General features: G+C 67.2%; 23 protein-coding genes. 11 read left to right on the forward strand and 12 right to left on the reverse strand.

Annotated elements, in window-relative coordinates:
• Positions 1 to 191: DUF7547 family protein (locus tag ACSBP4_RS14120; RefSeq protein WP_435552574.1), on the reverse strand; the 191-nt coding region annotated here is incomplete at its 3' end.
• Between the two features lie 289 nt (positions 192 to 480).
• Here ACSBP4_RS14120 and ACSBP4_RS14125 point away from each other — a divergent pair.
• Together ACSBP4_RS14125 and ACSBP4_RS14130 are read left to right on the forward strand one after the other, a co-directional pair.
• Positions 481 to 1,233: a ribonuclease H-like domain-containing protein gene (locus tag ACSBP4_RS14125; protein WP_049964389.1), complete on the forward strand. Its 753-nt coding sequence runs from the start codon at positions 481 to 483 to the stop codon at positions 1,231 to 1,233.
• Positions 1,234 to 1,314: 81 nt separating this feature from the next.
• On the forward strand, positions 1,315 to 1,713 hold the full coding sequence (locus ACSBP4_RS14130; protein WP_006648894.1) for an acyl-CoA thioesterase: 399 nt from the start codon (positions 1,315 to 1,317) through the stop codon (positions 1,711 to 1,713).
• A gap of 4 nt (positions 1,714 to 1,717) precedes the next feature.
• On the opposite strand, the gene ACSBP4_RS14135 is transcribed toward ACSBP4_RS14130, so the two are convergent.
• A complete protein-coding gene (locus ACSBP4_RS14135; protein WP_006181718.1) occupies positions 1,718 to 2,011 on the reverse strand; it encodes a HalOD1 output domain-containing protein in 294 nt (97 codons plus the stop codon).
• A gap of 249 nt (positions 2,012 to 2,260) precedes the next feature.
• Between ACSBP4_RS14135 and ACSBP4_RS14140 the strand changes: the two genes are divergently transcribed.
• Together ACSBP4_RS14140 and ACSBP4_RS14145 are read left to right on the forward strand one after the other, a co-directional pair.
• On the forward strand, positions 2,261 to 2,887 hold the full coding sequence (locus tag ACSBP4_RS14140) for a hypothetical protein (RefSeq protein WP_435552575.1): 627 nt from the start codon (positions 2,261 to 2,263) through the stop codon (positions 2,885 to 2,887).
• A gap of 6 nt (positions 2,888 to 2,893) precedes the next feature.
• Positions 2,894 to 4,120, forward strand: coding sequence for a hypothetical protein (locus tag ACSBP4_RS14145; RefSeq protein ID WP_435552576.1), 1,227 nt, complete (start codon positions 2,894 to 2,896; stop codon positions 4,118 to 4,120).
• 74 nt (positions 4,121 to 4,194) lie between these two features.
• Here ACSBP4_RS14145 and ACSBP4_RS14150 read toward each other — a convergent pair whose 3' ends face one another.
• On the reverse strand, positions 4,195 to 5,475 hold the full coding sequence (locus ACSBP4_RS14150; RefSeq protein WP_435552577.1) for a cation:proton antiporter: 1,281 nt from the start codon (positions 5,473 to 5,475) through the stop codon (positions 4,195 to 4,197).
• Between the two features lie 94 nt (positions 5,476 to 5,569).
• Here ACSBP4_RS14150 and ACSBP4_RS14155 point away from each other — a divergent pair, with 94 nt between their 5' ends.
• Positions 5,570 to 6,172, forward strand: a complete 603-nt coding sequence (locus ACSBP4_RS14155; protein WP_435552578.1) for a hypothetical protein — start codon at positions 5,570 to 5,572, stop codon at positions 6,170 to 6,172.
• Positions 6,173 to 6,180: 8 nt separating this feature from the next.
• On the opposite strand, the gene ACSBP4_RS14160 is transcribed toward ACSBP4_RS14155, so the two are convergent.
• Positions 6,181 to 7,560: a hypothetical protein gene (locus ACSBP4_RS14160; RefSeq protein ID WP_435552627.1), complete on the reverse strand. Its 1,380-nt coding sequence runs from the start codon at positions 7,558 to 7,560 to the stop codon at positions 6,181 to 6,183.
• An 88-nt stretch (positions 7,561 to 7,648) separates the two neighbouring features.
• Here ACSBP4_RS14160 and ACSBP4_RS14165 point away from each other — a divergent pair, with 88 nt between their 5' ends.
• The 3 genes from ACSBP4_RS14165 to ACSBP4_RS14175 all read left to right on the forward strand — a co-directional run bounded on the left by ACSBP4_RS14165 (position 7,649) and on the right by ACSBP4_RS14175 (position 8,689).
• Positions 7,649 to 8,074 carry a pterin cluster protein gene (locus ACSBP4_RS14165; protein ID WP_435552579.1) on the forward strand — a complete coding sequence of 142 codons (426 nt, stop codon included), beginning with the start codon at positions 7,649 to 7,651 and terminating at the stop codon, positions 8,072 to 8,074.
• Positions 8,075 to 8,161: 87 nt separating this feature from the next.
• Entirely contained in the window at positions 8,162 to 8,467 is a 306-nt protein-coding gene (locus ACSBP4_RS14170) for a CGCGG family putative rSAM-modified RiPP protein (RefSeq protein WP_435552580.1), read from the forward strand.
• 72 nt (positions 8,468 to 8,539) lie between these two features.
• On the forward strand, positions 8,540 to 8,689 hold the full coding sequence (locus tag ACSBP4_RS14175; RefSeq protein ID WP_435552581.1) for a DUF7577 domain-containing protein: 150 nt from the start codon (positions 8,540 to 8,542) through the stop codon (positions 8,687 to 8,689).
• Between the two features lie 29 nt (positions 8,690 to 8,718).
• Here the strand turns inward: ACSBP4_RS14175 and ACSBP4_RS14180 are convergent, their stop codons facing one another.
• Together ACSBP4_RS14180 and ACSBP4_RS14185 are read right to left on the reverse strand one after the other, a co-directional pair.
• Positions 8,719 to 9,939, reverse strand: coding sequence for a TIGR04347 family pseudo-SAM/SPASM protein (locus ACSBP4_RS14180; protein ID WP_435552582.1), 1,221 nt, complete (start codon positions 9,937 to 9,939; stop codon positions 8,719 to 8,721).
• The gene (locus ACSBP4_RS14185) at positions 9,936 to 10,286 is read right to left on the reverse strand and encodes an Htur_1727 family rSAM-partnered candidate RiPP (protein ID WP_435552583.1); all 351 of its coding nucleotides are present in this window, start codon (positions 10,284 to 10,286) and stop codon (positions 9,936 to 9,938) included. The genes ACSBP4_RS14180 and ACSBP4_RS14185 overlap by 4 nt, the downstream gene beginning before the upstream one ends.
• A gap of 147 nt (positions 10,287 to 10,433) precedes the next feature.
• Between ACSBP4_RS14185 and ACSBP4_RS14190 the strand changes: the two genes are divergently transcribed.
• On the forward strand, positions 10,434 to 11,573 hold the full coding sequence (locus ACSBP4_RS14190; RefSeq protein WP_006648906.1) for a TIGR04053 family radical SAM/SPASM domain-containing protein: 1,140 nt from the start codon (positions 10,434 to 10,436) through the stop codon (positions 11,571 to 11,573).
• Between the two features lie 416 nt (positions 11,574 to 11,989).
• On the opposite strand, the gene ACSBP4_RS14195 is transcribed toward ACSBP4_RS14190, so the two are convergent.
• The gene (locus tag ACSBP4_RS14195) at positions 11,990 to 13,831 is read right to left on the reverse strand and encodes an acetyl-CoA carboxylase biotin carboxylase subunit (protein WP_049964404.1); all 1,842 of its coding nucleotides are present in this window, start codon (positions 13,829 to 13,831) and stop codon (positions 11,990 to 11,992) included.
• A 189-nt stretch (positions 13,832 to 14,020) separates the two neighbouring features.
• Here ACSBP4_RS14195 and ACSBP4_RS14200 point away from each other — a divergent pair, with 189 nt between their 5' ends.
• Positions 14,021 to 15,166, forward strand: coding sequence for an SPFH domain-containing protein (locus ACSBP4_RS14200; protein WP_049964405.1), 1,146 nt, complete (start codon positions 14,021 to 14,023; stop codon positions 15,164 to 15,166).
• An 86-nt stretch (positions 15,167 to 15,252) separates the two neighbouring features.
• On the opposite strand, the gene ACSBP4_RS14205 is transcribed toward ACSBP4_RS14200, so the two are convergent.
• The 3 genes from ACSBP4_RS14205 to ACSBP4_RS14215 all read right to left on the reverse strand — a co-directional run bounded on the left by ACSBP4_RS14205 (position 15,253) and on the right by ACSBP4_RS14215 (position 18,212).
• The gene (locus ACSBP4_RS14205; protein ID WP_435552584.1) at positions 15,253 to 16,176 is read right to left on the reverse strand and encodes a DUF3267 domain-containing protein; all 924 of its coding nucleotides are present in this window, start codon (positions 16,174 to 16,176) and stop codon (positions 15,253 to 15,255) included.
• Between the two features lie 136 nt (positions 16,177 to 16,312).
• Positions 16,313 to 16,666: a hypothetical protein gene (locus ACSBP4_RS14210; RefSeq protein ID WP_006648908.1), complete on the reverse strand. Its 354-nt coding sequence runs from the start codon at positions 16,664 to 16,666 to the stop codon at positions 16,313 to 16,315.
• 1 nt (position 16,667) lies between these two features.
• Positions 16,668 to 18,212: an acyl-CoA carboxylase subunit beta gene (locus tag ACSBP4_RS14215; protein ID WP_006181734.1), complete on the reverse strand. Its 1,545-nt coding sequence runs from the start codon at positions 18,210 to 18,212 to the stop codon at positions 16,668 to 16,670.
• A 353-nt stretch (positions 18,213 to 18,565) separates the two neighbouring features.
• On the opposite strand from ACSBP4_RS14215, the gene ACSBP4_RS14220 reads away from it, so the two are divergent.
• Positions 18,566 to 19,915 (forward strand): sodium-dependent transporter, encoded by a 1,350-nt coding sequence (locus tag ACSBP4_RS14220; RefSeq protein ID WP_084158221.1) that lies wholly within the window; start codon positions 18,566 to 18,568, stop codon positions 19,913 to 19,915.
• Positions 19,916 to 19,935: 20 nt separating this feature from the next.
• Here ACSBP4_RS14220 and ACSBP4_RS14225 read toward each other — a convergent pair whose 3' ends face one another.
• Together ACSBP4_RS14225 and ACSBP4_RS14230 are read right to left on the reverse strand one after the other, a co-directional pair.
• Positions 19,936 to 20,670: an SDR family oxidoreductase gene (locus ACSBP4_RS14225; protein WP_435552585.1), complete on the reverse strand. Its 735-nt coding sequence runs from the start codon at positions 20,668 to 20,670 to the stop codon at positions 19,936 to 19,938.
• 255 nt (positions 20,671 to 20,925) lie between these two features.
• Positions 20,926 to 21,372 carry a response regulator gene (locus ACSBP4_RS14230; protein WP_006648912.1) on the reverse strand — a complete coding sequence of 149 codons (447 nt, stop codon included), beginning with the start codon at positions 21,370 to 21,372 and terminating at the stop codon, positions 20,926 to 20,928.
• Positions 21,373 to 21,515: the final 143 nt, after the last annotated feature.

The raw sequence follows: 21,515 nt of genomic DNA on the forward strand, positions 1-21,515 counted from the left end.
ACGCTGGTCTCGAGGACGGCCAGCGCCGCGGGGATCGCGACCTCGTCGGTCGCGCGCAGCAGTTCCCGCGGCGTCGGCGGTCGAAGCCGCGGCCGGCGCGGGCCCGATTCCCCCAGTTCCGCTCGGAGCGCGTCGATCGTCCGCGTCAGTTCGCGAACGGCGTCGACGAGTTCGTCCTCGTGGTCGGCCATACGATACCTACGGCCGCCAACACGAAAAGTCGGGCGGTCGCCCACCGCTCGAGTGAACCCGTTTGTTAGCACCGGAACGCCACCGCGTGCTGCTCGCGTCGGTTTCGGCTCGGAAGCATCGACGAGGGCGCGGGAGCGCTCGATGGGTAGCGTCGTCGAACGGACTGTCTCTTTGGCCAACAGCAGCTAACGCGAACCGCGACGGGACGAGAACGACCGACGGTGTGACGGCGCGACGACGCTATCGACGATCCAAGCGTTTTTAGCTACCCTGCCCCCTCTACCCGGTGTGCGAATCGAGAACAGTTTCATTCCCGTTCACGGCGTCGGAGAGACCACCGAGCGCCGGCTCTGGGAGAACGGTGTGACCCACTGGGACGAGTTCGACGGCAGCGTCGTCGGCTCGACGCTCGCGGCACGGATCGAGACGTTCATCGAGGAGGGCCGGGCCCACCTCGAGCGGGGCGACGTCTCGCCGTTCGCCGAAGCGCTGCCGGCCGCGAGCCGCTGGCGCTGTTACGAGAACGTCAGCGACGAGACCTGCTTTCTGGACATCGAGACGACCGGCCTCGACGCCGCCTGTGAGGACGTGACGACCGTCAGCCTCCACCGGGGCGGCGAGACGAAGACCTTCGTCAAGGACCGCGATCTCACGGCCGCCCGCCTCGAGCGGGAACTCGACGAATCGGCCCTGCTGGTCACGTTCAACGGCCAGCGGTTCGACGTCCCCTTCCTCGAGACGTGTTTCGACGTCTCGGTCGATGTCCCCCACGTCGATCTCATGTACCCCTGCAAGAAGCTGGGGCTGGACGGCGGGCTGAAGGCGATCGAACGCGAGATCGGCATCGACCGCGACATGCCGGAGCTGAGCGGCCGCGACGCCGTCCGTCTCTGGCACGAGTACGAAAGTGGCGACGAGGGGTCCCTCGAGACGCTCGTCGAGTACAACCGGGCCGACACCCGCAACATGGAGCCGCTGATGGAACACGTCGCCGACCGGCTGCACGAGGACGTCTTCGAGGCGGCGCAGGCCGGCGACTGACTGCGATCGCGACCTTCACTTCTCGAGCCGCCGGCCGCGAGTGACCAGCTATACGGCACCCGCTCTCCTACGCGTCCGTCGATGGCCGACTACAGCTACGAGACCGAGATCGACGTACGGCTCCGCGACATCGACTTCATGGGGCACGTCAACAACGCGGTCTACGCGACCTACCTCGAGCAGGCCCGCGAGGCCTACTTCCGGGACGTCCTCGATATCTCGCTCGAGGAAACGACGACCGTCCTCGTGAGCCTCGAGATCGAGTACGAGCGACCGATCGAGGCCGACGAGACGGTCACCGTCGCGCTTTCCGTGTCGGAACTGGGCGAGGCGAGCCTGCCGATGACCTACGAGGTCCGCGCCGACGGGGAGCGGGCGGCGACGGCCCGGACCGTCCAGGTGCTGGCCGATCCGGACGGAGACGGATCGCGGCCGATTCCCGCCGAGTGGCGGCGCCGAATCGAGAGTCAGCGGGAGTAAGCCGTTACTCGAGGTCCGTCTCGGGGTCGGAGACTTCTATTTCGCCGTCGCTGCCGACGACCACGTGATAGCCACAGAAGGGGAATTCGACGCGGCCGGTCGGCCGCTGTGTGCCGTTCGATCGAGTCGCAAACAGGGCATCGAGCGCCTCGGGGTTGACGACGTCGTAGAGCGCTTCGTACTCGGGCGGCTCGAGGTCTACCGGATCGATGCCTTCCCGCTCGGCGACAGCGGCGATGATGTCGAAACAGACTGACTGGCCGGCTGTCGCATCCGATCGATCGACTGAGAGTAGCATTGGCCGGACTCTTACTTCGATCAGATATAAATCCTCTGGCCCAAACTCGAATTGAATACACATATATCACCAATGATAATCAGAACAGTATATTGGCGTATTTTTTGGAATCCTATTAATATATATTTTTATTATATTCAGATAATCTAAAACTGTTCAGGGACCGACAGTCACGGGGAAATCACCGGTTATACCGTGGATACCGGTTTCTCACGGAAAATAGACGGCCGGATGCGGCGAGAGTAGAACGTGTTCGGGAAACTGTATTGGGGAGTTCGGGCAGTACGGACGAGTACAATGAACCCCTTCTCGAGCGGGCGGTCGACGGACGACGGCGACGGGTTCGACGATCCCGACGCGTTCGTTCCGGAACACCTCCCGGAGCCGGGACGGTTCCTCGAGGGTCACGACCTCCTCGAGGGCGAGGACCACGTCGCGTTCCACGATATCTCGCGGGAACTGTTCGAGGAACGGGGCGTCTACGACGCGACGTTCGGCTACAACCTCGCGCGGCTCAACCTCGACCAGCGCCATCCCGACGCCGGCTACCGGTACGCGGTTGACGCCAACGATCCGACGGTCCTGCGGGCGGAGTTCAGCCCGACCACGGAGTTCTGTCCCCAGGCCGACGCCCTTGTCAAGGGGTCGTTCCGCGCGTGGAACGGCCTCAGCGAACGCCACGAGTACGATCTCGTCCGGGTACGCGTCCGCGAGAGCCACCACCAATCCGATACCCTGAACGACGCGCTGGCTACCCTCGAGGACACCTACCTCGAGTCCGGCGAGATGCCCAGCGAACCCGATGGGCCGGCCGTACCGAGCCCGACCACCGCCGACGGGGACGAGGACGACTCGAGCGTCCAGTCGCCCTTCTGAGGATCGATGGCCGCGTCCGGGACCGCGGCGGCGACGGTCACGCGGTGGTCGCGGACGTTCGTCGCGGTCGGCGTCGGCTTCTTTCTCGCGTGGCAAGTCGCCGTCGCAGCCGGTCTCCCGAGGGCGGCGACGGTCCCGCTCGGCGTGTATGGATTCGTCTTCCACGTCGTCTTCGGGAAGGCCTACACCCTCGTCCCGTCCTATTTCGCACGGGAGTTGGCAGTCCCGCTGGCACCCGCGATCCACCTGCCGTTCGCGCTGCTTGGCACGCTCGGGTCGGTTGCCGCCGGTGCCGGACGCGGGCCGGCTACGGTCGGTCCCGTGGCCGCGATTTGCTGGTTCGCCGGCGTGATCGTCTTCGTCGCCGCGATCGGCTGGACCGTCCGCGACAACCCGACGGGACGGGAGACCGGTACCGGCGACACCGACGCCCACCGCCGGCGGGTCGACCGGCTCGCGAACGCCGCCGTCCCCGTCGTCGTCGCCTATCTGCTCGCCGGATCGGCGCTGGAGGTGGCGCGGGCGCTCGGCCTCGAGCCGACGATCGCCCCCGCTGCCGGCCCGGCAACGACCCACCTGTTCGCGGCGGGAACGGCTGCCCTCCTCGTGTTTGCGATCGGGTTTCGCTTGCTGCCGCGGCTGCTGGTCGCCGACGTCCGCCCGGCGCTCGCGGCCGTCGTCTTGACTGGCGGCGGCGTCGGCCCCGTGCTGCTCGCCGTCGACTTCCGCGGCGGACCGGTCTTCTCGCTCGGGGCCGGCCTCGAGGCGGTCGCGCTGGTGGGCTTCGCGGCCGCCGTCACCGATCTCTCCCGACAGAGCGACCGCGACCGTGTCGGAAGCCGTGCGCTGCTGGGGGCCGCCGGCTGTGCCGGGGCCGTTGCCCTACTGGGGCTCGGGTTCGCGTTCGCGTCCGCTGGGCTCCTTCCGGCGACCGCATACACAGCTCACTACCGGCTCGCCGTCGGCGGCTTCCTCGCGCTGACGATCGTCGGCGTCAGCTACCGCTTCTATCCGCCCGCGGTCGCCTCGGCGTCCGGGATCGGCGACCGCACCGCGCGGGTCTCGATCGCGGCCCTGCTCGGCGGCCTCGCGCTCGAGGTCGCGGGCCTGCTCGGATCCGTGCCCGCGCTCGTCGGCCCCGGCCGGTGGCTCTCGGTCCTCGGCTCGGCCCTCTACGCCGCGGTCTGCTGGACGATCTTCCTCGAGCGGTCCGCCCTCCTCGATAGCGCGTGAAACGATTCAGACACTGATCGCACCGCTGCTTCGATCGGGTTCGCAGTGACTTTCGAGAGCGACGGTGGTCGGGTTCACGACGACTGTTCCTGACTCTCCACCCGCGCCTCGAGCCAGCGGACCGCCGGCGTCGCGGTGATCCCGTGGACGACGACCGAGACGAGGACGACGGCCCCCACGAGCGCCCACAGGCGGTCGGCGTCGGGGAACGCGGCGTGGTTCAGCGCGTAGGCGAGGTAGTAAAAGGAGCCGATCCCGCGGACGCCGAAGAAGGCGATCGTCGCCCGCTCGGCCGGGTCGCGATCGAACCCGAGGAAGCCGATCAGCCCCGCCAACGGCCGGACGAGAACGACGATCGCGACGACCGCAACGACCGCCTCGAGGGTGAGCGGTTCCAGCAATCCGCCGACGATCGCGCCGCCGAAAAAGAGCATGATCAGCGCCATCATCACCTGTTCGGCGAACTCGCTGACCTCGTGGAGCGACCGGTTGTAGTCGTGGGAGCGCTCGTAGTGGCGGACCATCAGGGCAGCTACGAAAACGGCGATGAAGCCGTAGCCGCCGACGAGTTCGGTCGCGCCGTAGACCGCCAGCGTGCCCGCGATCGCCTCGAGCCCCTGTACCGATTTGGCGACCGGCGTGTCGGGCTCGGTGGCGAAGACGAGGCGAGCAGTCAGAGCGCCGAGGACGATCCCGGCGATCACGCCGACGACGATCCGGTAACCCACGTCGACCAGCAGCCACTCGCCGATCCAGTTGCCGGGCGCGAGCCCGACGAGCGCGGCGGCGATCGCGAGGTTCGTGAAGGGGAAGGCGAGCCCGTCGTTCAGCCCGGCCTCGGAGGTGAGCGCGAACCGGACCTCGTCTTCCATCCCCGCCTTTTCGTCGGCCGACTTCGCCTCGGTGCCCATCCCCGGCCCGCGGACCTGCACCTCCGAGGCCAACACGGGATCCGTCGGGGCGATACAGGCCCCGAGCAGGACCGCGGCCGGAACGGCGAAGCCGAGCCACCGGCCCAGCAGCGCCGCGCCGGCGATCGACAGCGGCATCGTGACCGCCAGCAACCGCCAGGTCGAGGCCCAGTCGCGCAGCCCGGGGACGCGGTCGATCTTCAGTCCGACGCCCATCAGGGCGACGATGACGCCGATCTCCGCGAGGTGTTCGGTCGTCGTCCCCTGCTCTAAGGGATCCGGTGCGGGCAGTCCGATCGGCAGCCCGAAGGCGAGCATTCCGAACGCCACGAAGAAGATCGGCAGGGAGATCGCTCGATCGGAGACGAACCGCGGGAGGACCGCGACGCCGAACAGCGCGATCCCGATCACGACGAGGCCGACGGTGTACAGCTCGAGGGCCATCCGGGGTGAGCGACCCTACGGGAAATCGTCCCTTTACCCCGCTGCCGGCGTTTGCAGAACGAACCCATTTGCCCCGCGGCAGCGAGAACGGGGTATGGATCGGGACGCGACGGAGACGGGCGGTCGAACGCGGACGCGGCGGCGGTTCCTGCGAGCGGGAACCGTCGCCGCGACCGCCGCCCTCGCCGGCTGCATCGAGGAGATGGGAACGGAGTTTCCGACGAACGAGAAATGGCCGATATCGGAGTACGTTCCCTCGCTGCCCGTCGCGGAACGGAGCGCGATCCTCGAGGAGCGGATTCCGGAACTCGCAGGTGCCGACATCACCGACCCCGAGGGGCTCGGATCGGCCCTCGAGGAGTACGACGTGGCCGTCGAGTCGATCGAGCGCGAGCGCGACGTACTGACCCTCGAGTACGTCAATACGGACCGCCACGACGAGGGGAACGTCCACGACGTGGCGCTGCTCGCCGGCGGCTACGCCGCGCTGATCGAGACGGGGTACGACGCCGTCGCACTGGGGGCGACGATCCTCGACGACGCGCCGGCGTCGTACGGATCGGCGACGGTCGAGACGCCCCACGCCGAGGCGTACGTCGCGGACGAACTGACCGCGGCCGAGTACGGCGAACTGGTCGTCTCGACGATCGAATCACAGCGGTACGAGCCGGGGGTTGACGTCTCCCCCGACGAGTAGAGTCCCGTCTACTGGTCCGGCGGGACGTCGACGTCGGGCTCGCTACCCGCCGCGGGCGACTCCTCGCCCGACTCGAGCGCGCTCGAGAGGACGCCCGCGAGTCCGTCGGGCCCGTGGCGGTGGATCGTCCACAGCATGTTCGCGACGAACAGGCCGACGCCGACGGTCGCGAGGGCGCTGCTGGCCGCGACGGCGACCGACGGGAGACCGACCAGCGGCGCGGCCGCGAGGCCGGCGAACCCGACGAGCGTGGCCCAGAAGTCGGCCCGCTCGAGGCGGTCGTCGTAGAGATCGTCGATCATCGGGACCTGTTCGAAGCCCAGCCGGTCGCTGTAGCGCTCGATCCAGATGATGAAGGGGACGATGTGATACAGCGACCCGATGACGACGAAGCCGAAGACGCCGAACAGCAGGAGGTTACGGCCGTCCGGATGGCCGAAGAGCGCGTCGTAGGCGAGCGGGTCGGCCCACCACGTCGGCGCGGCCAGCGCGATCCAGGCGAACAGCGCCGCGACGACGACCCAGTAGCGAGCGAGCATCGGCGAGCGCTCGACGGTCGCGCCGACCAGTAATCGGCCGACGACGACCGCGAACGCGGCCAACCCGACGAGTACCGCGACCGCGCCGACGCGGGCCAGCGGTTCGACGGTGAGCCCGCGGCCGAGCGCGAGCGCGACCAGACCCGCCGGGAACGCGACCTGCTCGAGCCGGAGCAGCCACTCGTCGATTTCGTCCGGCTCGGCCTGCGTGAACATCTTTCCGAGCTGGTAGAGCGCGCCGACGACGGTCGCGAGCAGGGCCCCGAACAGCGCGAGCGTCGCGTGCGTGAGGTGGACTTCGAACCGAGCGACGCCGATCGAGTCGAACACGGGTCGCGCGAACCCGACCGCCAGCAGGAGCCCGAAGGGCGCGACGAGGGCGAACGCGGCGAGCGCGAGCGCGAAGTGTCGCTCGGTGAAGTCGAACGGACGCGCGCGGGCGAGCGTCCGGCCGACGTTGTAGACGAACGTCCAGATCCCCGCCAGCATCAGGGCGGCGGGGATCGGCAACGCGGCGTACGAGCCCGCCAGCAGCGCCGCTGCGAACCCCGCGACGCCGACGACGAGCAGCCACAGCTGTGCGACCGCGAGCCGCCGCGAGTGGATCGTCACGCCGGACCAGACGGGGACGAACTGGGTCATCGCGCCCATGATCGTCACCGCGACCCAGCCCACCAGCAGCGTATGCAGGTGGGCGAGCCCAGACAGTCCGGGAAGCGACGCGACGGCCATGACGAGCCCGCCGCCGACCCCGACGACCAGAAAGCCCAGCGCGAGGACGAAGTGTCGCAGCGGGATCGCCATCGGGGGCTGCTGATCGGTCCGTAACCCGCCCGGTATCCCGTTCATGTCTCGGGGTTCGGCCCGGATCGCCGTCCCCTTCTTCCCGAACACGTTCGGAGGGTACTGTTTGGCCGCTCGGCCCGTATCCGTACCCATGCGAACGGACCAACCGACCACCGGTGAGCCGCGATCGGCCGCGACCGCCGACCGAGACGCCGACACGACGACCGTGACCGTCCGCTGTACCGGTCACGTCCGCACCGCCGTCGGGACCCACGAACTCGAGTTCACCTTCGAGGGCGACCGCCTGCGGGACTTCCTCGAGGACTTCTTCGCGGCGTACGACCTCGAGGACATGCTCATCGCCGAAACGGAGGCGGTGGCGACCCACAGCGGCTGGGCACCGGTCCCCGACGACCTGCCCGGGACGTGGCGCAAGAACCCCGAGGGCGACCAGACCCGACCCTACGCTCGCGTCTGTATCAACGGTCGGTTCAACGAACACCTCGGCGGGTTCGAGGCGGAACTCGAGGAGGGCGATCGCGTCGCTCTGATCTATCCGTTCATGTTCTGCTGTTGATGCGGGCGTGAGGTCGCCCGTCCCGATGGACGAGAGCCGAATAGGTTCGGCTCAGGCCTTACGCCCGTCGACGGCCGAGTGACGACCATGACCGAAGACGTCTCCGGCGTCGAACCCGTGACCCGCGGCGACCACGACGCGTCCTGGTCGGCGAACCTCGAGGGCCCCGAACACGCGATGGATCGGGACCTGCTCGTCGAACAGGCGAAAGACGCGATCGAGGCGACGACCGCCGGCTACCACGTCAACCTCGTCACCCACGGCGACCACGGCCACCCCGAGACCTACCTCTGGGACGAACTCGAGGCCGCCTTCGACGGCCTCCGGCTCGAGTACGTCGACCGGTGTGGCTGTGGCGGCCACGTCACCCGCGCGCACGTCCTCGCGGAGTAGATCGACCGACGGCGACGGCACCTTGCAAACGTCAGCCCGGCGGCTATTCGCTCGCGTTTCGTAGCCCCGCCGATGAGTTCTCGCACGACGTCGATCGAGGAACCGGTCACCTGTCGGCACTGCGGGACGGAAAACGAACACCTCTATACGTACTGTCGACGCTGCACCGGCCACCTGCCGGCGCGGCCCGACTCCCGACGTCGACCCGACGACGCGTACTGAACGGCCCGACCGTCCGCCGTCCGCCCACGTCAGTCGGCTCCGGCCCCGGCGCCGCCGACGGCCGATCCCGTACCCGCGACTTCCTCGTCGGTGAGATAACACTGCGGGTCCGGCGCGAACAGATCGCCCGTCGTCGCCAGCGCCCGCAGCCGCGACGCACCGCGACAGATCGACTTGTACTGACAGTCCGCGCACTTGCCGTTCAGCCGCTCCTCGCGGTTCCGTAGGGCCTTGAGCAACGGATTGGACTCGTCCTCCCAGATCTCGCCGAAGGGTCGGTCCCGGACGTTCCCGAGGCTGTAGCCCTGCCAGAACTGGGTGAGATGGACGTTGCCCTGATAGTCAACGTCGGCGATCCGCTCGCCGGTCGGATCGCCGCCGTTTCGCTCGAGGTAGTCGTAGACCGCCTGCGCCTTCGCCTCGCCGAACTCCTCACGGGCGTACTCGACGAGGTAGGCCGCGTCGGCGTAGTTGCCCACGAGCAGGGTCTCGATCTCCTCGCCGCGGTCGTGGTACTCGAGCGTGAGGTCGGCGACCTGCTTGACCGCCTCGCGTTTCTCCGCGGGGGAGAGGTCGGCGTCGACGATTTCGGCCCCGCGACCGCCGTAGTCCAGATGGTAGAAACAGAACCGGTCGAGACCTTTCTCGGCCAGCAGGTCGACGACGCCCTCGAGATCGGGCGCGTTGGCCTCGGTGATCGTATAGCGCAGGCCGGTCTTGAGTCCGACCTCGAGGCAGTTCTCGATGCCGCGGACGGCGGCGTCGAACGCCCCTTCTTCGCCGCGGAACCGGTCGTTGCGCTCGGGGAGTCCGTCGACGGAGATCCCGGCGTACTGGAGCCCGGCGTCTTTCAGGGCCATGGCCTTCTCGCGGGTCAGCAACGTTCCGTTCGAGGATAGTACCGGGCGAACGCCCCGGTCGGCGGCGTAGCCGACGAGTTCGATCAGGTCCTCGCGGACCAGCGGCTCGCCGCCGGAGAACAACAGGACGGGCGCGCCGAAGTCGGCGAGCTGGTCGATGAACGTCTTCGCCTCGGCCGTGGAGAACTCGCCGGTCGCGGCCTGGTTCTCCGCGCCGGCATAGCAGTGCGAACAGTAGAGGTTACACCGGCGGGTGGTGTTCCAGACGACGACCGGTCGGTGCTGTTTCTCGTCGGTGATCTGGGGCTTTTTCGACTCGTCGGCCGCGTCGTAGCGCAGCCCGTCGCCCTCGGCGTCGAGATCACAGAGCAGTTTGCTGATCGAGATCACAGGCTGTTCACCTCCGACGCGCCGGCCGTCTCCTTGTAGACGCGGGGTTCGTCGCTCCCGTCGTCATCGTCGTCGGCCTCCTCGTCCGGCCGCTCCTCGGCGTCGTCGGCCAGCCCGCGCGTCGAGAACCGTTCGACCGACTCCGCCGGACAGACCCACATATCGACGGCGTACCAGCCGAACAACCGACCGGCGTGTTCGTGGGCTTCCGTCGCGCTGGCCGCGGCGACGCTGCCGACGTGGCGCATCGGATCGCCCGCCTCGTTGCGGACGAAGACCTCCCACTGTGGCGTCGGGTTCCCGCGTTCGTCGCTGTCGACCGGGGCGCGGCGTGCTTTCTCGACCATGTCGATGTCTTCGGGACGAAAACGAAGGCCGTTGCGCGACCTCCCAACACGCGGGAATTCCCCTCGGCCGGCCCGAACATCTTCCGGTCTTCCCGACCCGCGGGAACAGGAGCGGCGTTTTCGGTTCGACGGTCCCGAGACTCCGCCATGCGCCCCGGCAATCTCGACACGTCCGAACGGCCGTTCGTCCTCATCTGGGAACTCACCCAGGCCTGTGGCCTCGCCTGTGACCACTGTCGGGCCGACGCCAAGCCCCAGCGCCACCCCGACGAACTCTCGACCGCCGAGGGGAAAGCGCTGCTCGAGGATGCGGCCGAGTTCGGCGACGGCCAGTTGGTCGTCCTCTCGGGTGGCGACCCGCTCGTTCGTGACGACGTCCCGGAACTGATCGCCCACGGTGACGATCTCGGCTTGCGGATGACGATCACCCCCAGCGGGACCGGCTCGCTGACCGCCGACCGGATCGAGGAGATGGCCGACGCGGGGCTCAAACGGATGGCCGTCAGCCTCGACGGGGCCTCGCCGGAGACCCACGACGCCTTCCGCGGCGAGGACGGCAGCTTCGAGGAGACGATCAGGGCCGTCGAGGACGCCCGCGAGGCCGGGCTGCCCGTCCAGGTCAACACCACCGTCTGCCAGCAGACGGTCGCGGAACTCCCCGCGATCCGGGACCTGCTGACCGAGATCGGGGCCGTCATGTGGAGCGTCTTCTTCCTCGTCCCCGTCGGTCGTGGTCGGGTCCTCGAGCCGATCGCACCCGATCGGGCCGACGCGGTCATGGAGTGGCTCCACGAGGTCAGCGACACCGAACCGTTCGGCGTCAAGACGACCGAAGCGCCGCAGTACCGGCGGGTCGCGATGCAGCGACGAGCCGACGAAGACGAGGGCGTCCAGAGCGGCGGCCGACCCGGTCCGGGCGACGGGATCGAACGACGGACGGGGATCGTCGCAGGCGACGGCTTCGCCTTCGTCAGCCACACCGGCGAGGTGTTCCCCTCGGGATTCCTGCCGGAGTCGGCCGGCAACGTCCGCGACCGACCGGTCACGGAGCTGTACCGCGACTCCGAGCTGTTCCGCTCGCTCCGGGACCGGGACAACCTCTCGGGCAAGTGCGGGGCCTGTCCCTACCGCCACGTCTGTGGCGGCAGCCGCTCGCGCGCGTTCGCCCACACCGGCGACCCGCTCGCCAGCGACCCGCTCTGTCCGTTCGTTCCCGAGGGCTACGACGGCCCGCTCCCCTGGGACGACACCGAGGGCGACGCTCGAGGCGTCTCAACCGGCGACTGATCGACACTCGTTCTCCGCGACGCGTGCTGTCCCCTACTCGAGGACCGCTACCGGCGACTACAGAGAACAGGGGTCGAGAGAAGCGAGTCGGGGACGGTCGCGGCCGCGGTATCGCCGCCACGAAACTGGCGACAATGGCTGACCGAACGACCACTGTGACGCGTCGATCGTTCGACGCGGCGCGACCGTCGTCCGTGACGATGGCTCGGTGCTGCCGCACATCGACATACCGGTCGCGTTACCGATCGTATTCGCGGGCACGCGGCGTCGAGTATGGATGGTGGGTGGCGGTCACCGGGGTCGCTCTCCGCTCCCGGTCGACCGCCCGCAGGGTCTCGCCGACGTCGCGTGCGATCGACCGTTGGGTAGGGACCCCCTTCGCCGTTCGGGCGAAGACGTTCGTCCGCGGGCGAGCGCTACTCGAGGACGACTAACGTGTCGCCCATGTCGACGCTCTCGCCTTCCTCGACGGCGATCTGGGTGACGGTGCCGCCGCGAGAGGCGACGATGTCGTTTTCCATCTTCATGGCCTCGAGGACGACCAGCACGTCGCCGGCCGCGACCTCGTCGCCCTCCTCGACCTCGACGTCGAGGATCGTCCCCTGCATCTCGGCGTCGACGGTCTCGCCGTCGCCCTCGAGTTCGGCACCGCCGTCGTCGCCGCCGGAACCGCCCGCCGGCTCCGGTCGGCTGGCACCGCCGCCGGCTTCGACATCGCCCGTCGGGATGGCTGGCGCGCCGTGTTCCTCGAGTTCGACCTCGAAGCGCTTGCCGTTGACCTCGACGGTGAACTCCCGCTCGGTGGACTCCTCGTCGTCTTCACTGCCGCCGGAGCCGGTGTCGCCGCCCCACTGCTCCTGGGCCTCCTCGATACGGCTCTCGTCGAGTTCCTCGTCCAGATACTTCGTCGTGTGCGTACTCGCGACGAACTCCTCGTCGGTGAGCATCAGCCGGTGGAACGGGATGATCGTCGGGATCCCCTCGATCTCGTACTCGCGCAGGGCGCGCAGCGAGCGCTCGATACATTCGTCGCGGTCCTCGCCCCAGACCACGAGCTTGGCGATCATCGAGTCGTAGTCGGTGACGAGTTCGTCGCCCTGTCGCAGGGCGTCGTCGAGTCGGACGCCGATCCCGCCCGGCGGGTCGTAGGTCTCGAGGGTCCCACCGGTCGCGGGCGCGAAGTCGTTGGCCGCGTTCTCGGCGTTGATACGGAACTCCATCGCGTGACCGTCGATGTCGACCTCGTCCTGCTCGAAGTCGATTTCCTCGCCGGCGGCGACCTCGATCTGACGCTTGACGATGTCGAGGCCGGTGATCTGCTCGGTGACCGTGTGTTCGACCTGAATGCGGGTGTTGACCTCGAGGAAGAAGAAGTTCGCGTCGGGGCCGAGCAGTTCGCCCGCCTCGCGGTCCTCCTCTTCGACGAGGAACTCGACGGTGCCGGCGTTGGTGTAGTCCGCGGCGGCGACGCCGCGACGGGCGGCCTCGCCGATCTTCTCGCGGAGTTCGTCCGAGAGCGCGGCCGACGGTCCCTCCTCGATGACCTTCTGATGCCGTCGCTGGAGCGAACAGTCGCGCTCGCCCAGGTGGCGGACGTTGCCGTGTTCGTCCGCGAGGATCTGGACCTCGATGTGACGGGGCTGTTCGAGGTACCGCTCGAGGTAGACCGAGTCGTTGTCGAAGTAGGCCTCGCCCTCGCGCTGGGCGCTCTCGAGTTGGTCTTCGACCTCGCTTTCGTCCCAGACGACCTTCATTCCGCGGCCGCCGCCGCCACCTTCGGCCTTGATGGCGATCGGGTAGCCGTGTTTCTCGCCGAACTCCTTGACCTCCGCGGGCTCGGTGACGGGGTCGGTCGTCCCGGGGACGATCGGCACGTCGGCCTCGTTCATGATCGTCCGGGCCTTGGTCTTCTCGCCAAGCGACTCCATCGCATCGCTGGACGGGCCGATCCAGGTGATCCCCTCGGCGTCCTCGACCTTGCCCGCGAACTCGGCGTTCTCCGCGAGGAAACCGTAGCCGGGGTGGATGGCGTCGGCGTCGGCCTTCCGTGCGGCCTCGATGACCCCCTCGTGATCGAGATAGGAGTCGGCGGCCCGCGCCGGCCCCACGTTGTACGCTTCGTCCGCGTAGCGGACGTGTCCCGAGTCCTTGTCCGCCTCGGAGTAGACGGCGACGGTCCCGATATTCAACTCCTCACACGCCCGCATGACGCGGACGGCGATCTCCCCGCGGTTCGCCACGAGAACCTTCCTGAACATTCCTGTGAGAACCGTCGGCAGGACCCTACCTTACTTTTTCGCAACGGGTTCGACAACGCGTCAGTTTTTGCCAGTTGACGACCCCGATCGCCGCCGATTCGAGTCGGACTCGGCGACCGCGATCCCTCACCGACCGGACCCATGCTAGTTATGGGCAATCGTTATCCGATCACGGACCCTGAATCAGGCATGTCCGAGTTCGTACCCGGTCCGCTACAGACCCAGTCGGTACTCGAGGACCCCCTCTTGCTCATCGGTGCCGTGGGGCTGTTGCTCGTGGTGATCACGGTCTGGCAGATGGTCGAGATCGTCGACGCCTACGACCGGGCCGCACTGACCGTCTTCGGCGAGTATCGCAAACTGCTCGAGCCGGGGCTGAACATCGTGCCACCGTTCGTCTCCCGGATCTACACGTTCGACATGCGGACCCAGACGTTGGACGTGCCCCAGCAGGAGGCCATCACGCGGGACAACTCCCCCGTCACGGCCGACGCCGTCGTCTACATCCGGGTGATGAACGCCAAGCGCGCCTTCCTCGAGGTCGACGACTACCAGCGCGCCGTCTCGAACCTGGCCCAGACGACCCTGCGGGCCGTGATCGGCGACATGGAACTCGACGACACGCTTTCCCGCCGGGAGATGATCAACGAGCGCATCCGGACCGAACTCGACGAGCCCACCGACGAGTGGGGTATTCGAGTGGAGTCGGTCGAGGTCCGCGAGGTCACGCCCTCCGCGGGCGTCAAGGGGGCGATGGAGGAACAGACCTCCGCCGAGCGCCGCCGCCGTGCCATGATCCTCGAGGCCCAAGGTGAACGCCGCAGCGCCGTCGAGAAAGCCGAAGGGGACAAGCAGTCGAACATCATCCGCGCCCAGGGTGAAAAGCAGAGCCAGATCCTCGAGTCACAGGGCGACGCGATCTCGACCGTCCTCCGAGCGCGTTCGGCCGAGTCGATGGGCGAACGCGCGGTCATCGACAAGGGGATGGAGACCCTGGCCGAGATCGGCCAGGGCGAGTCGACGACGTTCGTCATGCCCCAGGAACTCACCTCGCTGGTCGGCCGCTACGGCAAGCACCTCTCGGGCAGCGACGTGGAGGGCAACGGCACGGACCTCGAGAGCCTCGAGTTCGACGACGAGACGCGCGAACTGATCGGCCTGGACGACATCGCCGACATCATCGGCGAGATCGACGAACAAGCCGAGATGGACGTCGAGGCGATGGAAGAGCAGGCCCGGGCGATCAAGGAAGGCCAGGACGTGGGCATGGAGGCCGAAGAGCCGATCACCATGTCCGAGACCGAGGACGCCGACTCGAGTTCCGGTTCGGAGTAGCGGCCGCGCGTTCCCGATCCTCGCAGGACCCGTTTCGAACGGTCGGCCCGTCCCGGAACGGGGTACTTTCCTTCACGGCCCTCGAGTCAGCGGCGAGTTACCGCAGTCGCCGTCTCCGGAGCGGTCGCGTTACTTCGGCGGTAGCTCCGGACGAACGCGTAGACCACACCGACTACCGACCCGACGCCCAACACGCCGGGACCGACGCCGAACGAAATCTCCGTCGGCGTGTTGACGAACGAAAACAGGTACGTGAACGTGTCCGGCGTTCCGACAGTGAGCGACTCGATCCCGAGTGCGGACAGCAGCACCGGGCCAACCAACGCCAGCAGGGCGACCACGCCGATCGCCGCCACGGCGGCCCCCGCGAGCGCGTCCCAGACGAGCGCAGTCACGGAAAGTGACCGCGGGCGATCGTCTTCCCGACCGAGGATCCTGACGCCGCTCTCGTGGTCCTCGAGGCGGACGTGTGCCGGATAGGTCAGCAGCGTCATCGCCATCCAGAGATCCGCGATCGCGCCGGCGGCGTTCGCCGCCAGCGGGAGGAGCAGCCATCCCCAGCCGAAGGCGAGCATCGCCGGGAGACCGACGGCCGTCATCACGACGAGCGGGGTCAGGAGGACGACGACGAACTGGTCGCGCGTAAACTCGTGGTCGGTCGTCGCGTAGGCGTACGGCAGGATAAAGTGTGCGACGCCGACGCCGTACTTCGGCTCGCCGCCGTAGTAGCGGATGGCGAGGCCGTGCAGCCACTCGTGGGGAACGAGAAACGCAGTCCCCAGAAACAGGACGACCAGGACGTTCAGCCCGTTCGTCCACCAGCCGACGCCGTCGGGCGCGAACTGGAACGTCGCCGGGTGGCCGGTGACCGCCTGATAGAGTGCGCTCAGGGCCGCTGCGGCGACTATCAGCCCGAGCGTTCCCAGTGCCGACATCTGGATAGTAAGGCTGCGAGTCAGTTCCAACTCGCCGATAATGGTCTCCGACTCGCGGGCGTCTTCGATCGCCATGGAATTGTCTCAATCGGGTGACTATTAACGGTTCGTACGACGTCGGCGAGGTTGCCCCACCAGTCGCTCGAGGGCCGGACGCAGTTCCCTCACGACACCGACATGCGCGCCGTCGAAAAGAACGGCCGAGGCCGCGTTAGAACTGCTCGGTCCGTCCCGCCGCCGACCACGCGTCGGTCGGCGCGCCGCGGGGCACGCGGACGGTCCGGTGTTGCTGTGCGCGGACCCGGCCGGCGAAGGCCCACCGCTTGTCGTCCCACGTCTCCTCACCGTCGGCGGCGGCCGCGGCGGCCGCGAGCGCGTGGTCGTGAAGGTGGGCACCGATCGCAGCCGCGATGGCCGCGGCCTCCTCGTCGTCGGCGTCGTCGGGCAACTCGATCGAAACGTCGCCGGGCAGGGCCGCCTCGAGGCCCATCGACGCATCGTCGTCCCCCGCGCCGCCCGCGTCGGCGGCCCGGTCGTCGGCCGACGGCTGTTGCTGGGAGGTCATGTTACAGCGGGATGTTGCCGTGTTTCTTGTCCGGGTTCGACTCGCGTTTCGTCTCGAGCATCTCGAGGTCCCGAATCAGCCGCGGTCGGGTTTCGGTCGGGACGATGACGTCGTCGAGGAAGCCCTTGTCCGTCGCGGTGTAGGGGTTGGCGAACTCCTCGCGGTACTCCTCGATGAGTTCGTCGCGGAGTTCGTCGGGGTTGTCCGCTTCCTCGAGTTCCTCGCGGTAGAGGATGTTGACCGCGCCCTGGGGACCCATGACGGCGATCTCGGCGGTCGGCCAGGCGTAGTTGACGTCCGCGCCGAGGTTCTTCGAGGCCATGACGCAGTAGGCACCGCCGTAGGCCTTCCGGGTGATGACGGTCAGCAGGGGGACGGTCGCCTCGGCGTAGGCATAGAGCAGTTTCGCGCCGTGGCGGATGATCCCGCGGTGTTCCTGATCGGTCCCGGGCATGTAGCCGGGGACGTCGACGAAGGTGACGATGGGAATGTTGAAGGAGTCACAGAAGCGGACGAACCGCGAGGCCTTCATCGAGGCGTCGACGGTCAGCGTGCCGGCGTTGACCCGTGGCTGGTTGGCGACGAGGCCGACGGAACGGCCGTCGAGACGGCCGAAGCCGACGACGATGTTCTGGGCGAAGTTATCCGCGACTTCGAAGAAGGAACCCTCGTCGACCACCGAGTCGATGACGTTGGTCATGTCGTAGGGCTTCTGGGGACTCGGGGGGACGATGCTCTTGAGCTCCTCGTCGCGGCGGTCGGGGTCGTCCCACGGCTCGACGCGGGGCGGGTCCTCGACGTTGTTCTGCGGGAGATAGGAGAGGAGTCGCTTGATGTCGTCCAGGGCCTGCTCTTCGCTCTCGCAGGCGAACTGGGCGACGCCGGTCTTGTTGGCGTGGGTCATCGCGCCGCCGAGTTCCTCGTGGGAGACTTCCTCACCGGTGACGGTCTTGGTGACACCGGGGCCGGTGATGTACATGTGGCTGGTGTCCTTGACCATGAAGATGAAGTCGGTGATCGCCGGGGAGTAGACGGCCCCGCCGGCACACGGCCCCATCGTCGCGGAGATCTGCGGGACGACGCCACTGGCTTCCTGATTCCGGCGGAAGATTTCGGTATAGCCGGCGAGGCTCTTGACGCCTTCCTGAATGCGGGCCCCGGCGGAGTCGTTGAGTCCGATGACGGGCGCGCCGACCTCCATCGCCATGTCCATGACCTTACAGACCTTCTCGGCGAAGACCTCGCCGAGCGATCCCCCGAAGACGGTGAAGTCGTGGGCGAAGACGAAGGTGGTCCGCCCGTTGACCTCGCCGTAGCCGGTGACGACGCCGTCGCCCGGGACCTTCTTCTCCTCCATCCCGAACTGGCTCGTCTGGTGGGTCCGGAGTTGGTCGAACTCCGTGAACGTGCCGTCGTCGAGGAAGTAGTCGATCCGCTCGCGGGCGGTCATCTTCCCCTTGTCGTGTTGCTTCTCGATCCGCGCTTCGCCGCCGCCTTTGCGCGCCTCTTCGCGAAGTTCCTCGAGTTCGTCGATGCGGTCTTCCATCGTCATAGGGAAACCCTCCCGTGGCGACTCATTGGCCGTGGCAACGGCCACCGGAATAAAAAACGTTCTGTAACTCGTATTATTTCCCATGAGGGTTCGGGTGTTGTCGTATCACACGGGGCGGCAGCCGACCGGCCGCGATTTCGTTCGGCTGCGGCCGGGGGGACGGGTCGGCGGCGTCGAGTCCTACCCGGTGTGAAACACATTCCCATTGTGAAGAGATATTCCGTGACGTACTTTTCGATTCGTGGACAAATGCGGAACGAATCATGACAGATAACACTGAAAGCGGAAAATACTGAATATAGTCCCCGAATGTAAGGTTTTAAGGCATGGTGAGAAAGGGTTACACCATGGCACAACGCGAAACATGGGCAACGAGAGCGGGGTTCATCCTCGCTGCGGTCGGCAGTGCAGTGGGATTAGGTAACGTCTGGCGGTTCCCGTATCAGGTCGGCGAGTTCGGCGGCGCGGCGTTTCTCGTCGTGTACCTCGCGTTGATCGCGGTCATCGGGTTCCCGGTGATTCTGGTCGAGTTCACTGTCGGCCGGTACACGGATCGGAATCCCGTCGGCGCGCTCAAGCAGATCGGCACGGGTTCGTGGCAGCGGATCGGGTGGGTGTTCGTCCTCGCGGGCTTCGTTATCCTCTCGTACTACAGCGTCATCGCTGGCTGGGTTTTGCAGTACACCGTCTACGGACTGCAAGGGAACTACGCCGCAGACGGTGCGGCGCAGTTCGGAGCGACGACCGGGGGAATGATGTCGGTCCTCACACACGCGATTTTCATGGCGGCCGTCATCGCCGTCGTCGGGCTCGGTATCCGGCGCGGTATCGAATTCTCCGTGAAGCTGATGGTTCCCGCGATCATCATCCTCCTGGTCGGACTGGCAGTCTACGCCGGCACACTCTCGAGTGCCGGGGAAGCCTACGCGTACTACCTGTCGCCCGACCTGGGTACGATCGCCGCGAACTGGACGAGCATCTTACCCGCAGCGGCCGCACAGGCGTTCTTCACGCTCTCGCTCGGGATGGGCGTGATGATCACCTATGCGTCCTACCTCGGCGAGGATCGTAACCTCGCCAAAGACGCCGTCATCATCGTCGGATTGGACACGGCGATCGCGTTCACCGTCGGCCTCGTCGCGTTCCCGGTCCTCTTCTCCGGCGAACTCGCCGTCGCCGACATCGTCGCAATCGGCGACGGTCCGGGATTCATCTTCATCGCGCTTTCGCAGGCGTTTAGCAACATTCCGTTCGGTAGCGTTCTCGGGGCTGTCTTCTTCGGTACCGTCACCATCGCGGCGCTCTCGAGCGCGATCAGTATCATGGAAGTCGTCGTTTCCTACCTGATCGACGAACGCGGCGTCGATCGCATCCCGGCAACGCTTCTCATCGGGACCGCCATATTCCTCTTCGGCGCTCCCGTCGCGTACGACGGGAGCCTCTCGTGGCTCACGGTCTACGACGAACTCGCGAACAACATCCTGCTCATCCTCGGCGCGCTGTTGTTATCCGTCTACATCGGCTGGGTCCAGACCGACCTCGGCCTCGAGGAACTCGGCAAAGGGATCCGAAACCTCGGCGGGTGGGGAACGGCCTGGATCTGGGCCCTTCGAGTGCCCGTCGTTGTCACGCTGGTCGTGATCCTCGGACTGAACGCGATCGGTGCGTACGAGGCGATCAGCGGTATTCTCGGCTAATCGGCGGCCGTTTTCGCCGATCAGGCCTCGCCGTACACTGGCACCGCAGCGCCGCTCGTCACCGCCGCGGCGTCGCTACAGAGAAACGCCATCACGTCGGCGATCTCGAGCGGATCGACCCATGCGTCGTGATCGGCGTCGGGCATCATCTCGCGGTTCATCGGGGTGTCGATGACGCTCGGCATGACGCAGTTGGCTCGCACCGTCCCGCGGTTCTCCTCGGCCAACGTCTCCGTCAGTAGCCGGATGCCGGCCTTCGTGATCCGGTAGGGGCCGTCGCCCTCGCCGCCCTCGAGCGAGGAGCGGGCGCTGATCCCCACGATCGCTCCTTCGGTTTCCTGCAGGTGGGGCAGGGCGTGTTTCGCGGCGAGGAAGGCCGTCTTCAGGTTGACGTTCAGGAGGAGGTCGAACTCCTCGAGGTCGGTCTCCTCGATGCGGTCGCCGCCGCGCCACGTCCCGGCGACGTTCAGCAGGTGGTCGATCCGGCCGTGGTCGTCGACGATCGTGTCCATCAGCGCCGCGACCTCGTCCTCGTCGGTCAGGTCCGCCTCGTAGAAGGCGAGAGCGGACTCGTCGGTGGGATCACGCTCGAGCAGACTGTCCTCGTCGTCGGGTGCGATCACGTCGACCGCACAGACGGTCGCGCCGGCCTCGCGGAAGCGATCGACGGCGGCGCTGCCGAGCGCGCCGCTCGCGCCGGTGATCACTGCGACAGTCCCCTCGAAGTCGACCTCGAAGTCGGTATCGGGTGACATACGGGTGGGTGTGTGTCCCTGTCGCATCAAAGGCGGGGCTGCACGCGGCGTCGACTCATACGGGCCGTGTAACGACGGATCAGGACAACCACAGGACGGTCGCGGTTGCACCGAGCGACGGACACCAGTCCATTTCACACCGCGCGTGCTACTGTCGCTAGCAGCCGATACGAAGCCGATCGAGAATTCGTGGCCGTCCATACCAGCGACGGCCGCAGTGAAGCGACCGATCGTCACGTCGTTCCGTCAACAGTATTAGCCGTCGCCCACCGGCAGGGCCGCGCGTCTGAACCAGAACTCCGCGACCGCTTCGACCAGTTCGGTGTACCCTTCGGCGTCCGTCGGCTTCTCGAGGGAGGCGTTCGCGCCAAGGCGGTAGCTCTCGCGGACTGCCTCCGAATCCCCCGGTCGGGCCAGCACGAGGACGGGACGCCGTCCCAGTACCGCCTCGTCGGCGAGTGCCTCGAGTAACTCGAGGCCGTCGGTTCGCGACAGGTCCCGGTCCAGCAAGACGAGATCGGGGCCGGCCGACGAGTCGGTCGCCGCGTCGGTGAGGATCCGAAGCGCCTCGGTCCCGTTGGACACGACCTGAACCGACGTTTTGACGGCGATGTCGTCGAACTCGGCTTCGATACGGCTGCTCGTCTCGTCGTCGTCCGCGACGAGGAGGACATCGACCGCGTCGTTACATCGACCTCTCATGCGTGGATCAGAACTGATCGGGCAGTCGGTGTCCCGCCCGGTGCAACAGTCGTCTCCATCTAGTCAGGCGGTTCTTTTAACAATACTTGCTAAGTGCTTTGGATCGGTCCCGATGACTCTCCGCGGATCCGACGGCTGCGACC

The organism is Natrinema sp. CGMCC1.2065, assembly GCF_051225675.1.
Taxonomy (GTDB): domain Archaea; phylum Halobacteriota; class Halobacteria; order Halobacteriales; family Natrialbaceae; genus Natrinema; species Natrinema thermotolerans.

Excerpts from the sequence above, each read along its gene's own strand:
- ACSBP4_RS14150 (WP_435552577.1), bottom strand. The coding sequence starts at position 5,475 with ATGGCCCTCGAGCTGTACACCGTCGGCCTCGTCGTGATCGGGATCGCG.
- ACSBP4_RS14225 (WP_435552585.1), bottom strand. The coding sequence starts at position 20,670 with ATGTCACCCGATACCGACTTCGAGGTCGACTTCGAGGGGACTGTCGCA.
- ACSBP4_RS14210 (WP_006648908.1), bottom strand. The coding sequence starts at position 16,666 with ATGACCTCCCAGCAACAGCCGTCGGCCGACGACCGGGCCGCCGACGCG.
- ACSBP4_RS14190 (WP_006648906.1), top strand. The coding sequence starts at position 10,434 with ATGCGCCCCGGCAATCTCGACACGTCCGAACGGCCGTTCGTCCTCATC.
- ACSBP4_RS14195 (WP_049964404.1), bottom strand. The coding sequence starts at position 13,831 with ATGTTCAGGAAGGTTCTCGTGGCGAACCGCGGGGAGATCGCCGTCCGC.
- ACSBP4_RS14200 (WP_049964405.1), top strand. The coding sequence starts at position 14,021 with ATGTCCGAGTTCGTACCCGGTCCGCTACAGACCCAGTCGGTACTCGAG.
- ACSBP4_RS14160 (WP_435552627.1), bottom strand. The coding sequence starts at position 7,560 with ATGAACGGGATACCGGGCGGGTTACGGACCGATCAGCAGCCCCCGATG.
- ACSBP4_RS14130 (WP_006648894.1), top strand. The coding sequence starts at position 1,315 with ATGGCCGACTACAGCTACGAGACCGAGATCGACGTACGGCTCCGCGAC.
- ACSBP4_RS14220 (WP_084158221.1), top strand. The coding sequence starts at position 18,566 with ATGGCACAACGCGAAACATGGGCAACGAGAGCGGGGTTCATCCTCGCT.
- ACSBP4_RS14175 (WP_435552581.1), top strand. The coding sequence starts at position 8,540 with ATGAGTTCTCGCACGACGTCGATCGAGGAACCGGTCACCTGTCGGCAC.
- ACSBP4_RS14215 (WP_006181734.1), bottom strand. The coding sequence starts at position 18,212 with ATGGAAGACCGCATCGACGAACTCGAGGAACTTCGCGAAGAGGCGCGC.
- ACSBP4_RS14165 (WP_435552579.1), top strand. The coding sequence starts at position 7,649 with ATGCGAACGGACCAACCGACCACCGGTGAGCCGCGATCGGCCGCGACC.
- ACSBP4_RS14230 (WP_006648912.1), bottom strand. The coding sequence starts at position 21,372 with ATGAGAGGTCGATGTAACGACGCGGTCGATGTCCTCCTCGTCGCGGAC.
- ACSBP4_RS14135 (WP_006181718.1), bottom strand. The coding sequence starts at position 2,011 with ATGCTACTCTCAGTCGATCGATCGGATGCGACAGCCGGCCAGTCAGTC.
- ACSBP4_RS14170 (WP_435552580.1), top strand. The coding sequence starts at position 8,162 with ATGACCGAAGACGTCTCCGGCGTCGAACCCGTGACCCGCGGCGACCAC.
- ACSBP4_RS14185 (WP_435552583.1), bottom strand. The coding sequence starts at position 10,286 with ATGGTCGAGAAAGCACGCCGCGCCCCGGTCGACAGCGACGAACGCGGG.
- ACSBP4_RS14205 (WP_435552584.1), bottom strand. The coding sequence starts at position 16,176 with ATGGCGATCGAAGACGCCCGCGAGTCGGAGACCATTATCGGCGAGTTG.
- ACSBP4_RS14155 (WP_435552578.1), top strand. The coding sequence starts at position 5,570 with ATGGATCGGGACGCGACGGAGACGGGCGGTCGAACGCGGACGCGGCGG.
- ACSBP4_RS14145 (WP_435552576.1), top strand. The coding sequence starts at position 2,894 with ATGGCCGCGTCCGGGACCGCGGCGGCGACGGTCACGCGGTGGTCGCGG.